This window comes from Flavobacterium laiguense, from assembly GCF_003097655.1.
Taxonomy (GTDB): Bacteria; Bacteroidota; Bacteroidia; order Flavobacteriales; family Flavobacteriaceae; genus Flavobacterium; species Flavobacterium laiguense.
Genome location: NZ_QCZH01000003.1, coordinates 121,200 through 134,941 on the forward strand (window position 1 = coordinate 121,200; position 13,742 = coordinate 134,941).

Genomic DNA, 13,742 nt, shown 5'->3' on the forward strand with positions numbered 1-13,742 from the left:
CAAAGCAAAAAGTATAATCTGAAAAATATATTCTTCTAGCAGAGCTATTAGGTAGCTATCAATAATAGATCGCTTATTCCCACATTCCGAAAACATTTACCACTTAATCTGATATTTTGAATGTCAGATTTTTTTTGTCTAAAAAATTAAGAAGTTTTAAAGGATATTTTCATTCGAAACGGACTAAAAGGCAGCTAAGATAGTGTCTTAAGGATGCTGCAAGCGCATAATGGCTGCGTTGCACTTGCCACCCTCTGGGACTTATAGCTCTTCACATCCTTAAACCACTTTTATCTTGCTTTCTTTTTTTCCGTTTTTTCTTTTGAAAACATTTTTTGAGTGAGACGGTTACAGAGAAAGTAAGGTAAATAATAGTAATCATTAAAAAATCAAGTTATGGAAATTACAGGAAGAGTAACAGCATTATGTAAAGCTTCACATAATTTTGTTTATGCAAAGCAAAATATTATGTAAAAAATAATTAGTAATTAGCTTATTATCAATACTAAAGCTTGAATTTACTTTACATAATATTCTTAATCATTCTCAATAATATTGTTATTTAGTGGTATTAATAACTTTTAAAACTATTCGCATGATGAACAAAGAAAACAAGGATCTTGAAAAATTAATTTCGGATGCCACCGATTATCTAAAATCTGAGTCAGGTTTTGCAAAAAGTACAATTGACAGATATAGAAATTGTTGGAAACGACTTAGAAAAGTCATGGACTCAAAAGGGATCAAGTATTATGATCAAAACGTAGAAAGGCAAATTCTTGATCAAGAATTCGGCAATCGCACCAAACGAGAACTTCCCGACAACGATCAATATTTTTTAATTGCGATTAAACGACTAACTGAATTTCAGATAATGGGAAAAATTAAGAATTGTGACAGGCTTCTCTCTAAGTCACTTGTCTTTAATGGTGAAATCGGAAAAATAATTGAAATGTTTCTGTATTACAAAAGCACTGAAGTCAGACTATCCGTTAGTCGTATGCGCTATTACAAGCAATTTCTTTATCATTTTTTATCTTATTGCAATGCAAATAGTATCTGTAAAATTACAGATGTTAATTCCGTCGTTATTCTGCAATATGTAGCTCAACTTGACGATGATGTACAAATACCAAACAAGTTATCAGTGCTCAGCAGTTTTTTAAGACATATATATCAACAGGCTCATTTAGATGTAGATTATTCTAAAAAAGTTCCGAGGTATAAACGCATTAACCAGCCCAAACTTCCTTCCGTATACTCAACTCAAGAAATAGAAAAGTTAATCTTGTCTGTAGAAAGATCAAGCCGGATAGGGAAAAGAAATTATGCAATAATTCTTCTTGCCGCAAGATTAGGACTTAGGGCTTCGGACATCGCCAATTTACAATTCAATAATTTGCATTGGGATACCAGTACATTGCAACTAAAACAAGTTAAGACGGGGAAAAATTTAGTACTGCCTTTGCTTCTTGATGTCGGAAATGCGATAATTGAGTACTTAAAATATGGTCGACCTGAATCACAGGAATCGTATCTATTCTTAAAGGCAACACCACCCTACAAACACTTTCCCGATAGTGGTTGCGTGACCAAAGTTGTTCTAAGAGCATTCAGGAACACCGATATTTACATTAGGGAGCGGAAATTTGGAGCTCATTCTTTACGTCATACACTCGGATTTAGAATGCTCGAAGAAAGTACAGTCCTTCCTGTAATTTCAGAAGTGTTGGGTCATGCAAATAGTGAATCGACGAGATACTATTTACGAGTTGACCTCAAATCAATGAGGCAATGTGTCCTTGACGTCCCTTTGGTGGCTAAAGAATTTTATCAGCAGAAAGGAGGTGTTTTTTATGAAAAATAGTAATTATAATAGTATATACGGTTTATACATTGAGCAATTTATTGACATGAAGTTAAAGTTAGGATATGTCTACCGCACATTTTCTACTATCCTGTCTCAACTAGATCGTTTTGCTGAGCAAACTAAAGAAACATCGCCAGGTATTACTAAAGAATTTGCTGGGAAATGGTCTGAAAGGTTACCAAATGAAGGTGAGCTTTACAGATATAGAAGGGTAAGGCTTCTTGCACAATTTTCATCCTACCTATGTGACTTTGGTATCCAATCATATATACCTAAACTTCTGCCACATCCCAAAAGCACATTTATTCCATACATTTATTCCCAACAGGAAATTGACACTATTTTTAGAGCCTGTGACGAATTAAGACTACAAGTAGCCAATATGAATTCCTGTTTATTTTGTTTTCCTGTTTTAATCAGGTTATTGTACAGTACGGGAATACGTATCAGCGAAGCCTTGGCACTGGAAAAGGATGATATTAATCTAATTGAAAATTATTTACTGGTAAAGGATAGTAAAAATAGTAAGCAAAGAATCATTCCCATCTCAACATCTCTGGCATCTGTTTGTAAAGAATATGTTTATTATAGAGACCAGCTCCCACTGAATAAAACAAAAATTAAAAAGTTTTTTGTCAACACTAATGGAAATTCACCTAGCTCTAATGCTATATTAAGTAGGTTTAAGGAATGTCTTACAAAATCGAGCATACCTTATGTTGGCGGAGGACAAGGTCCACGTATTCATGATATGAGACATACGTTTGCCGTAACCTCACTTGCCAATATGGCCGAGGCTGGTATAGATCTGTATGCTTCGATGCCAATACTCTCCAATTACCTTGGTCATCAATCCTTCGATTCAACAAATCATTATGTCAGATTAACCTCGAGCATGTATCCTAGTTTACTTAAAGATATAGACAAAGTATGCTTTGACATGTTCCCTAAATTCAACAACTATGAAACCGACTGATTTTTCAAAGTATATATCCGATTTTATATCAAGGTATCTGCCCAATGAAAGAGGTGCAAGTATCAATACAATAATATCTTATCGAGACGCCATTGTTTTGCTTTTAGTTTTTATTCAGGATCAGAAACAAATTAAGCTTGAGAAAATAACACTTGATAAGATTAAGAAAGAAACAGTGATTGAGTTTTTAGATTGGATTCAAAAAGAACGAAAATGCAGTAATTCAACACGAAACTCACGCTTGGCGGCAATTCATTCTTTCTACAAGTATTTGCAATACGAAAGCTTAGAAAATTTGCATGAAAGCCAAAAAATTCTATCGATCAAACTTAAGAAAATCGAACAGAAAAGTGTGAACTATCTAACCATAGATGGGATAAAATTACTTTTAGAGCAACCTGATTTAACAACTAGTAGAGGTCGCCGTGATCTGGCACTTCTTGCTTTAATGTATGATAGCGGAGCGAGAGTACAAGAAATTATTGATTTGACTCCTGCTATGTTACGCCTTAACAAACCGTGTACTATTAAGCTTATTGGAAAGGGAAATAAGGCACGCTTAGTACCAATGCTGGAAATGCAAACACAACATCTCATTCAATATATCAAAGAACATCGGCTGAATGATCTTTCCGCTAATATGTGTCCTCTTTTTTTTAATAGCAGAAAGGAAAAACTTACCCGTGCTGGAATCAATTATATTCTTCAGAAATACAGTAATGCCGTCAGGGCAAAAAATAAAATGATGATTCCTGATAAAATCAGTTGTCATTCCCTTAGACATTCTAAAGCGATGCACTTACTACAGGCTGGAGTGAACCTTATTTACATCCGTGATATACTCGGACATGTATCAATACAAACTACAGAGATTTATGCGAGGGCAGACTCCAAACAGAAACGGACAGCATTAGAAAAGGCATACGTTAATATGAATCCAGATGAAGAGCCCGTGTGGACGACAGACTACAATTTGATTAGCTGGCTCAAACGATTCTAATAATTTTATGTAAAGCAATCGAGTGATATTTTTTCATAAACCATTGACTTTATACTAGATATAGCCAATTGCTTTACATAATATTTTACTTTGCATAAACAGCAGATGCCGTAGTTCACAAAGTGAGCAACGACAAACAGGTGGTCAATTTTAGCATCGCTATCAATGACAATTACAAACCCAAAGGAAGCACCGAGGTAAAGGAAATTGTAACCTATATCAATTGCTCCTACTGGCTCAGTGCAAAAGTCGTCGAATGGTTAAAAAAAGGAGCGTTGGTAGAACTCTTCGGGCGCATTGGTTTGAATGTTTATAGCAATTCCGAGGGCAAAGCGTTTGGCAGTCTGACATTTCACACCAACAACATCAAGATTTTGGTATTTGCAAAAAAAGCAGAACAGACAGAAAATAGAGCAGCGCATCCAGCAGTACAAGGAACGACTTTAGAAACAGCAGACGACCTGCCTTTTTAATCAAAAAAATTTTAATAATCACTTAAAACTTTAACATCATGGCACACAATATAAATTACAACGAGCAAACAGAGAAACACAGTTTTTTTAGCGTAAAGGAAAAAGCATGGCACAATTTAGGTCAAATCATACAGGACTATCCGACAAGTGCAGAAGCAATTGGACACGCAGGATTGGATTATGAAGTGGAAAAACGCAAGCTCTTTACACCTTGCTTACAGGAAATCAGTTTAAATGGCGAAACCATCCACAATCAAATCGAAGTACCCAATTACTTTAGTACCGTACGCACGGATAACAATACTGTATTAGGTGTAGTGGGTAAAGAGTATCAAATTGTACAAAACAGGGATGCCTTTTCTTTTTTCGACAGTATTGTGGGCGGTGACGGAATCCTATACGAAACCGCAGGTGCTTTGGGCAAAGGGGAGCGCACATTTATAACGGCTAAATTACCCGATTATATTCGGGTTGGTAACGACGATTTGATTGAAAAATATCTTTTCCTTACCACTTCACACGACGGAAGCGGAAGTATAACTGCCGCCTTTACTCCCATACGCATTGTATGTGCCAATACCCTTAATGCCGCAATGCATAACAAAACCAATACAGTACGCATTCGCCATACGTCCAATGCCAAACAGCGTTTGGAACAGGCTCACAAAGTTATGGGGATATCTGATATGCTTTCTGCACAAATGGAAACCATTTTCAACGATTGGACAAAAGTACGCATCACGGACACCGAAGTAAAAAAACTGATACAGTCCGCCCTAGTTCCCAACAAAGAAGTATTAAAAACCATACAAGAGGGCAAGGAAAACGAACTCTCTACCTGTTTTAACAACATGGTAGATAGTGCCTTTGAATATGCTATGAGCGACCCTACCCAATTAATGGATACAACTAAAGGAACGTTATTCGGGGCGTATAATGCTGTAACGGGTTACTTTCAGAATGTTAGAAATTACAAGGATGATGAAGCCAAACTAACCTCTCTTTTGATGGGGGGCACGGGACAAATACGCACGCAGTCAGCTTTTAATCTATGTTTGGATTTTGCCAATAAAGGTGCTAATGGACTGATCCTTAATTAACCAATTGATACAGGCAGTAAACCTGCCTGTATCTTCTTTACAATTTAAAGTTCAATCAATAAAAATTAAAAATATGGATTTCTTTTAATCCCTAATCGCCTTGCAGGTAGCAGGCGACTGGAAAATAAACATAGCTAAAGAAACTGCGGATAAACTCATTGTGTCTGTATTACTTTTTAATGACAAAAGTCACAGCCCATAATGGAGAGCTAATGCCCGCCGCCGAGCAATTGTTCTTCCTGCGTAAGAACAATTGCTCGGCGGTTGACGGCGGTTACGAACGATTGCCCAGAACATGCCCCAGTCTGTCGACTATACGGCAGTTCAAGCAATCCGTCGCGATTTTATTTTTTTAATATTAAGCTAGACATTTTGACAACCATACTTTCAGAAAAAAACGAATCAAACCTCATTTTTTTTCATGTTACTTATTTTATATCAGAACATAATCTAGTATTAGGTCTTCTTTTTAAAGTATTCCCGCTTTATTTTAACGACTTCATAACTATCTAGTTCTTAAAGCAATTCCTTAAATGGAACGCTTTTTTATAAAAGAATCGTTTTAGTAGCAGTGAATATAAGAGGTATTTACAAGTGCAAAAGTAACTCATATAAGTGAAAAAAGGAAGTTTAAAGCCCGTTTTGTTATTCAAATGAGCGAATACTTTCATCACCATTAAAATAATAAAAATAAGAAAAAGAGTATTTATTCACTACTCTTTATGTTCAAAATAGCTCTTTAAAAAGTGTCAAAGAGAATCCTGCGGACTCTTGATGTCTTAATTCGTTAGAATAAATAGGGGATGTCTATAAGCAATTGAATATAGATGCCTTAATTTGGCATCTATATACTTTGTACCAATCTCAATTTTTAATAAAAAAAAATGTTAATTAATATTTTATGAGTCCAACTTAAGAAACTAAGTAAAAAAGAGACAACAAACTCTCAAGGATAATTTGGTATATTCAGATGCCTTAAGTTTCTATAGACTACTTTTAACAACATCATAAATAATAGCGAGTAAAATAGGAAAAAAGATAGTCGCCATGAGCCACTTCATATTGTTTCTTTTTTTTGTGGCTAATTGAAGATATTCTGGTCCTGTTTGTAATTCTACTGATGGCCACAGTTTTTCAATGTAAGCATGAAGCCCAAAAGCTGCACTGGCAGATAATATTGGAACACCAATAACATAAAGTGTTGCTAGAAGCTCATATTGTGTTTTTTCAAAATGGACAAGCCTGAAGTATTCAACATTAAATAGGACAAAAACTGCAGATATTATCCAGCCACTAAATCTGTCTTTAAACTTTGATTGGTTTTCTGCATTATTTATAATTTCTGATAATCTACTTAATACTCCATTTACCCAATTAGGTTCATCTCCACTAACTGAAATAAAGTTTTCTGAGTTTTCATCATTTATTAAATGCACCATTTGTACCTCAATATTCTTTGAATTGTCTTTTGTATAAAACCTCATAACAACTTTTCTAACAACTCTGCTTTCAATAATCTGATTTTCTGTGAAAATTTCATTGGATTGACTTTCAAAAGATGTATTATCAGTCGCATCAACTGAATAGATTATATAGTGGTCAATTGTTTCATTAGTGCTCAGCGATTTAATTTCTTGTTCAATTATATTGGATAAATCTCTAATTATTTTAGGCGTGATTCTTTTAAAATTAAATACCAGACGTCTTTTCTCACGAATTATATTGTTTTTCATCATATACGATTTAAGACAAATATATTAATTTAAGTCTTTATAAATCTTTTGGATTGGGTTATATTGATAAGGGAACTATATACTTCAATACACCAAAAAAATTAATCTATTAAATATATTAGGCAACTATATACGTTAGTATTTAATTGGATAAATTTTCGATGCAGAAATTAGCAACCCAGTATTTACAAGGGATTTCAGATTTTGAGGTAAAAATAGGATGCGAATCTGAAAAAAATAAAGCAAAATCTTATCCAAAAAAACATTTTTTTTTGTAAAATATTGAAATTCAATACTGTTAAAATTAATTTAAAAACACTGTTAATATTTAGTCTAAATAAGCTTGCTGGTATAAAAATGGAATTTTATATTTGCGCCATTATTTTTAATTATTCCAAATAAATGAATAAAAAATACTTATTAATTAGCACTGTAGCTTTAATAATGCTATCCAGTTGTACTGATGATTCCGAATATGTACCTGTTGTTAGTAATAAAATAACAATCGGGAAATTAATTTTCTTTGATAAAAACCTGTCCAATCCTATCGGTCAAGCATGTGCTTCTTGTCACGCACCAGAAACTGGCTTTAGCGATCCTTTGCACAGAGACATTTCGGAAGGTGCTGTAACAGGTGCTTTCTCAAACACCAATTCTCCAAATTTAGCTTACAATGTATTTTCTCCGGAGCGTACCTATAATACTAAGGATGAAACTTATATTGGAGGCCTTTTTCTTAATGGACGATCCCCAAATTTACAAGAGCAACTCAGGCATCCTTTTATTAATCCAGTAGAAATGAACAATGCGGATATTGCAGATGTTATTTCAAAAATAAAAAAGGCATCCTATTATTCCGAAATAGAAAAAGAATACGGTATGGCAAAGTCTGACGAGGAATTAATGTCTTATGTTGCGGATGCCTTAGCTGCTTTCGAAACATCAAAAGAAGTAAATTCTTTTACCTCAAAATTTGATTATTTCAACAAGCAGTTGATCAAATTTACGGATGATGAAAAGAAAGGATTAGCCGTTTTTCAAGGAAAAGGAAAATGTGCACAATGTCACGTTTTAGAGCCAGACGAAAGAACAGGTAAAATTTTGTTTACGGATTTTAGTTATGATAATATAGGAGTACCTAGAAACGAAAAAAATCCATTCTACAACCAATCTACAGCTGTAAATCCTGCAGGAGTCAACTTTATTGATTTGGGTATTGGAGCTATTGTTTCGCAACCTGAACACAACGGAAAATTTCGAGTTCCCACGTTACGAAACATTGCTATTTCAGCCCCTTACTTTCATAACGGATCCTTTAAAACATTAAAAGAAGTCATTCATTTCTATAATGTTCGTGATGTAAATCCAAGCGAATTTGCTACTCCAGAAGTCCTTGAAAACGTAAATAGAGACGAATTAGGTAATTTAAAAATGACTGCCCAGGAAGAAAGTCAACTAGAAGTATTTCTTGAAACTCTTACCGATCATTACCGAAAATGATTTTTTATACTACAAAAACCACAAATATGAATTTCAATAAAATAATGTTTACCCTTCTTGCTTTAGCTGGATTACAAACAATCAAAGCACAAGAAAACACTGAAAACTCCCTGAAAGAAGTTATTGTCAAAGGCTTTAAAACCGTAAATGGTATAGGTCACTTGCCCGATAGTAAAGACGGAATCATTTATGCTGGTAAAAAAAGTGAAATCATTCTTGTTGACAGTCTCGATGCCAATAAAGCAGTCAATAATACCAGACAAATACTAGGAAGAATTCCAGGTTTAAATATTGTAGAAACAGAAAGTAGCGGGTTTACCGCCAACGGAATTGCAACACGTGGACTTAACCCTTCCCAAAGTGTAGAAATGAACACCAGACAAAATGGCTACAACGTTAGTGCTGATATTTATGGTTATAATGAATCGTATTACATTCCACCAATGGAAGCTGTCAATCGCATCGAATTGGTTCGAGGTGCTGCATCGTTGCAATTTGGTTCACAATTTGGCGGTTTAGTCAATTATGTCACCAAAGATGCCCCAAAAAACAAACCATTTGAATTTATTACTTCACAAACAATAGGAAGCTATGGGTTGTTTAATTCCTTTAATTCTGTTGGTGGAAACTATAAAAAATTAAGTTACTACGGCTTTTTACAATACCGAAATATGGAAGGCTACAGACCCAACAGTCAGCAATCGCAAGTTTCTGGATTTGGAAAAATACAATACAACCATTCTGAAAAATTAAATTTTGGTGTTGAATATTCTTTGCTTCGAAATAAAATAAAAATGCCAGGTGGATTAACCGACAGTTTATTTTATGCTAATCCAAAAACTTCTACAAGGGCAAGAAACTGGCTAAAAAGCCCTTGGAATATCATTACGGCTTATGCCAATTATACGCCTACGGAAAACAGCACTTTGAGTGTTAAATCTACCTATTTATTTAGCAGTCGTTCTTTGGTTTGGAGAAATGAAGACGGAGGAGCTGGAGCCACAGATGATATAGACCCAATAACGGGAGCATATGTCCCTAGAGAAGTAGGTATCGAAAAAATGAACAATACCACAACCGAAGTACGCTATTCCCAAAATTATTATTTGGGGAATCAAAAATCAACTTTTGCTGGCGGTGTCCGTCAAAGTTATGCTTGGTTTAAACGTCAAGGAGGTGGAGAAGGAACCACAAATAGTGATTTTGACTTATCCATTACGGGCGATTGGGGATATGATTTGGATTTTACCACCACAAATCTGGCTCCGTTTGTAGAAAATATTTTTAAAATCACCAAAAATTTCACTATCACTCCTGGCTTCCGATTTGAATATTTAAGAAGTACTGCCAAAGGGCATAAAGAAGTAGAAGGCGACATTCAAATTACTGATGAAGTTAGAAATAGAACTTTTGCGTTAGCAGGACTTGGATTAGAGTTAAAACCGGGAAAAAACACAAGTATTTATGCCAATATTAGCCAAGCCTACCGTCCGATAGATTACAGCCAGTTAGAACCTTTTGGAACTAGTTCAAAAATAGATCCTAACCTGAAAGATTCAAAAGGATTTAATAGTGATTTAGGATACAGAGGAACCATTAGAAACTATCTTAATTTTGATATTGGGGCATTTTATATGGCGTACAACGACCGTATCGGGGTAACATTAGCAACCGATCCAATTACTGGGGATTATTATTCTATTCGAAAAAATATCGCCAATAGTGTGCACCAAGGAATCGAAAGTTATATAGAGTTTAATATTCTAAAATACTTTAATTCACAATCTGATTTTGGTTTAAGTATTTTCAATTCCTTTTCCTATGTAGATGCCAAATACACTACAGGAGAGTTTAAAGGAAAAAGAGTCGAAGCAGCAGCCGAAACCACAAACCGTATAGGCTTAATTTTCAGTACTAGTAAATTATCGACCACTTTACAGTACAATTATATTGGAGACTCTTATGGAGATGCTTCCAATGTCATGACTAGCGAAGATCCAGTAGCGGGTCATATTCCTTCGTATACAGTTTTGGACTGGAGTGCTTCCTATAAATTAAATAATTTTGCAATCAAGTTAGGTGCCAATAATCTAACTGATAAATCTTATTTCACTCGTAGAACCGATGAATATCCTGGTCCAGGTATTATACCCGCCGTGGGACGAAGTTTCTATCTTGGTTTTACAGCTAAATTTCAATAAACAGAAGGCTTACATTTCAATTTTTAAAACACATTTCCTTTTGAGATGTGTTTTTTTTTATTTCAGAAAGGTATCTATATACTTTGATATACCAACAACAAATTCATAATTATATGTCTTGTAAAAATTTAATTCTTAATGTATACACTTACTCAATTTAAGTAGAAAAACTAAAAATTATGCAACATTAAAATTTTAGTACATTAAAGTATATAGCTACATTCAATTAAATTATTTATAATCAATTGGTTATTGTTAAAAACAGACCAGATGTGTTTTTGACACTTCTGCTCTGTTTTGTGGACCCCTTGATACAAAATTCGAACCTTTTACTAAAAGATTTGAAGCTTTTGAGTGAGGTATCAGAAGTTTAAAAACAAATTATTAAAACTGCTAAATTCAATTTTCATTCAAAATTGAATTGTTAACTTGCAGTATGAAAATTTTAATCATTGAAGACGAAATCGATATTGCCACCAGTATAAAAAGTTATCTAAAAGCAAATGATATTCATTGTGAAACGGCGAGTAAATTTGAAACTGCTTTAGATAAAATTACTATGTATGATTATGATTGTATTTTAGTAGATTTAATGCTTCCTGACGGTGATGGATTTAATATTCTGAAGGAGTTGAAAAGTCTAAACAAATCAGAGGGAATTATTATAATTTCTGCAAAGGAAACTTTGGAGACTAAAATTGAGGGCTTCAATCTGGGAGCTGATGATTACTTAACAAAACCTTTTCATCTTTCTGAACTTTTGGTAAGAATTCAAGCATTGGTAAGAAGAAAAAAATTCAATGGAAATAATAAAATTGGATTCAATGAAATTGAAGTTGATACATTAGCTAAATCGGTAAAAATTGGAGAAAAGAAAATTGAATGTACCAAGAAAGAAATTGATTTGTTATTATTTCTAATTGGGAATAAAAATAAAGTTTTATCAAAAAGCGCAATAGCGGAGCATCTTTCGGGTGATATGGCAGATATGTTAGACAACCACGATTTTGTTTATGCACATATTAAAAATTTGAAGAAAAAGCTAAGTGATGCTGGAAGTAACGATTACATAAAATCGATTTACGGCATTGGTTACAAATGGAATAATGACTGAAAAACTATTACATAAAACCTTAAAATACTATTTGTCATTTTCGCTGTTAGTCATGCTATTGGCTGCGCCGTTATTTTATTTTGTAACTCAATTTTTATATCTTGAAGAAGCAGATGAAGGGTTGGTCCTTTTAAAAAAAGAATTTATTGAAAATTCAATACCAAAATTAAAAGAAAATGATATTGAGGTTTGGAATAAACTCAATAGAAATGTAAAAATCAATAAAGTTCAAGAAAATTTAAAGGAAGATACATTCTTTTATAAAAAATATTACGACACTTTAGACGTAGAAAACGAACCATATAGAGTTCTTGTTTCCCCCGTTACAATTAATGGAAAAGACTATACCTTTTTTGCCCGAACAAATTTAGTGGAAAAGAAAGATTTGATAGTAAGTATTATTATATTGTTTGTAGTAATAATAGCTATACTTCTCATTGGTTTATTCATCATTACAAAAAGAGTATCACTCACACTATGGAAACCATTTTATGAAACACTGGAGCAAATTGAGAGATTTGAAATAGATAAAAATTTAGATTCAAAATTAACTACAAATAATATTGAGGAATTCAATCGACTAAACCTAGCGATAAATAAATTAATAAAAAAAAACACACTTATTTACAAAAGCCAAGAAGAATTTATTGAAAATGCCGCACACGAATTGCAAACACCCATAGCTATTTTTAAAGGTAAGCTGGAAACATTACTTCAAAGATCAGATGTGACTGAAGAACAATTTGAAATACTTGACAAATTAAATGATACTGCAACTAGATTAAACAGGTTAAATAAAAATCTTTTGCTTTTATCCAAGATTGAAAGTAAACAATATAACATTCTGGAAGATGTATTTTTGGATGTGGTTATTACTAATCAATTAGACTTTTTCAAGGAACAAGCATTCGCAAAGAACATTAGTATTGCAACAAATCTAGAGTCAGGTACATTAATTAGGACAAATCCGTTTTTATCTGAAATCTTGATAAGCAATTTATTCTTAAATACGATTAATCATAATATTATAAATGGTATTATAAATGTTGTATTGGATAAAAATTCTTTAATTTTTTCTAATACAGGTATACCAAAATCACTAGAAATAAATAAATTATTTGAGCGTTTTTCTAAAGTAAATCCTTCTTCAAAAGGAAATGGTTTGGGATTATCAATAATTAAAAAAATTGCCGATAACAACCAATGGAATGTTATTTATAATTTCAAAGATAATCTTCACATTTTCGAGATTCGTTTCTAAAAATTCAATATTTCTTCAAAATCGGTTTGCAACTTTGGCTATTATAAATTTTAAATTAATAGCAATGAAAAAATTATTAATGATTATGTCAATTGTATTCATTTGCAGTTGTGCATTTGCTGGGACTCCACCGGATAAAGTAAAAAAAGCATTCGCTGAAAAATTTCCTACGGCAACAAAAGTGAGTTGGGGAGTTGAAGGCCCAAAAGAATGGGAAGCAGAATTTACCTTGGAAGGAAACAAGATTTCTGCTAATTTTTCAGAAGATGGAACCTGGCTGGAAACGGAAAGAGAAATTAAAGTTACCAATTTGCCAAAAGCAGTTTTAGCATCTGTAAAATCGAAATATAGTGATTGGAAAATTGTGGAGGCGGACAAAACAGAAAGTTTGAAACATGGAACTATTTATGAAGTAGATTTAAAAAAAGGTATGAAGAGTAAAAGCCTTGCTTTTAAAGAAAATGGTATGTCAATAAAAGAATAATTTTCGCTTTTTTTTTAATGAATTAATATC

General features: G+C 33.3%; 10 protein-coding genes and 1 pseudogene. 10 read left to right on the forward strand and 1 reads right to left on the reverse strand.

Features of this window, described 5'->3' with window-relative positions; translation table 11 throughout:
- The first annotated feature begins 595 nt into the window (after positions 1–595).
- The 5 genes and pseudogenes from DB891_RS04650 to DB891_RS04670 all read left to right on the forward strand — a co-directional run bounded on the left by DB891_RS04650 (position 596) and on the right by DB891_RS04670 (position 5,419).
- Positions 596–1,867, forward strand: coding sequence for a site-specific integrase (locus tag DB891_RS04650; protein ID WP_223256053.1), 1,272 nt, complete (start codon positions 596–598; stop codon positions 1,865–1,867).
- Entirely contained in the window at positions 1,857–2,846 is a 990-nt protein-coding gene (locus tag DB891_RS04655) for a tyrosine-type recombinase/integrase (RefSeq protein ID WP_223256054.1), read from the forward strand. The genes DB891_RS04650 and DB891_RS04655 overlap by 11 nt, the downstream gene beginning before the upstream one ends.
- Positions 2,833–3,846, forward strand: a complete 1,014-nt coding sequence (locus tag DB891_RS04660; RefSeq protein WP_116761074.1) for a site-specific integrase — start codon at positions 2,833–2,835, stop codon at positions 3,844–3,846. The genes DB891_RS04655 and DB891_RS04660 overlap by 14 nt, the downstream gene beginning before the upstream one ends.
- Positions 3,847–3,956: 110 nt before the next feature.
- A pseudogene (locus DB891_RS04665) lies at positions 3,957–4,319 on the forward strand (single-stranded DNA-binding protein); the annotation flags it as partial.
- A gap of 38 nt (positions 4,320–4,357) precedes the next feature.
- Positions 4,358–5,419, forward strand: a complete 1,062-nt coding sequence (locus DB891_RS04670) for a DUF932 domain-containing protein (RefSeq protein ID WP_116761078.1) — start codon at positions 4,358–4,360, stop codon at positions 5,417–5,419.
- Between the two features lie 983 nt (positions 5,420–6,402).
- Here the strand turns inward: DB891_RS04670 and DB891_RS04675 are convergent.
- Entirely contained in the window at positions 6,403–7,152 is a 750-nt protein-coding gene (locus DB891_RS04675; protein ID WP_124019494.1) for a hypothetical protein, read from the reverse strand.
- A gap of 402 nt (positions 7,153–7,554) precedes the next feature.
- Between DB891_RS04675 and DB891_RS04680 the strand changes: the two genes are divergently transcribed.
- From DB891_RS04680 to DB891_RS04700, 5 genes are all read left to right on the forward strand, one after another.
- Positions 7,555–8,652 carry a cytochrome-c peroxidase gene (locus DB891_RS04680; RefSeq protein ID WP_116761082.1) on the forward strand — a complete coding sequence of 366 codons (1,098 nt, stop codon included), beginning with the start codon at positions 7,555–7,557 and terminating at the stop codon, positions 8,650–8,652.
- Positions 8,653–8,678: 26 nt separating this feature from the next.
- Positions 8,679–10,853 (forward strand): TonB-dependent receptor family protein, encoded by a 2,175-nt coding sequence (locus DB891_RS04685; protein WP_185966037.1) that lies wholly within the window; start codon positions 8,679–8,681, stop codon positions 10,851–10,853.
- A gap of 436 nt (positions 10,854–11,289) precedes the next feature.
- On the forward strand, positions 11,290–11,967 hold the full coding sequence (locus DB891_RS04690; protein ID WP_116761086.1) for a response regulator transcription factor: 678 nt from the start codon (positions 11,290–11,292) through the stop codon (positions 11,965–11,967).
- Entirely contained in the window at positions 11,960–13,228 is a 1,269-nt protein-coding gene (locus tag DB891_RS04695; RefSeq protein ID WP_116761087.1) for a sensor histidine kinase, read from the forward strand. Before DB891_RS04690 ends, DB891_RS04695 begins: the two co-directional genes overlap by 8 nt.
- A gap of 64 nt (positions 13,229–13,292) precedes the next feature.
- Complete coding sequence (locus DB891_RS04700) at positions 13,293–13,712, forward strand: PepSY-like domain-containing protein (protein WP_185966038.1); 420 nt, start codon at positions 13,293–13,295, stop codon at positions 13,710–13,712.
- Positions 13,713–13,742: the final 30 nt, after the last annotated feature.

Excerpts from the sequence above, each read along its gene's own strand:
- DB891_RS04650 (WP_223256053.1), top strand. The coding sequence starts at position 596 with ATGATGAACAAAGAAAACAAGGATCTTGAAAAATTAATTTCGGATGCC.
- DB891_RS04655 (WP_223256054.1), top strand. The coding sequence starts at position 1,857 with ATGAAAAATAGTAATTATAATAGTATATACGGTTTATACATTGAGCAA.
- DB891_RS04660 (WP_116761074.1), top strand. The coding sequence starts at position 2,833 with ATGAAACCGACTGATTTTTCAAAGTATATATCCGATTTTATATCAAGG.
- DB891_RS04670 (WP_116761078.1), top strand. The coding sequence starts at position 4,358 with ATGGCACACAATATAAATTACAACGAGCAAACAGAGAAACACAGTTTT.
- DB891_RS04675 (WP_124019494.1), bottom strand. The coding sequence starts at position 7,152 with ATGAAAAACAATATAATTCGTGAGAAAAGACGTCTGGTATTTAATTTT.
- DB891_RS04680 (WP_116761082.1), top strand. The coding sequence starts at position 7,555 with ATGAATAAAAAATACTTATTAATTAGCACTGTAGCTTTAATAATGCTA.
- DB891_RS04685 (WP_185966037.1), top strand. The coding sequence starts at position 8,679 with ATGAATTTCAATAAAATAATGTTTACCCTTCTTGCTTTAGCTGGATTA.
- DB891_RS04690 (WP_116761086.1), top strand. The coding sequence starts at position 11,290 with ATGAAAATTTTAATCATTGAAGACGAAATCGATATTGCCACCAGTATA.
- DB891_RS04695 (WP_116761087.1), top strand. The coding sequence starts at position 11,960 with ATGACTGAAAAACTATTACATAAAACCTTAAAATACTATTTGTCATTT.
- DB891_RS04700 (WP_185966038.1), top strand. The coding sequence starts at position 13,293 with ATGAAAAAATTATTAATGATTATGTCAATTGTATTCATTTGCAGTTGT.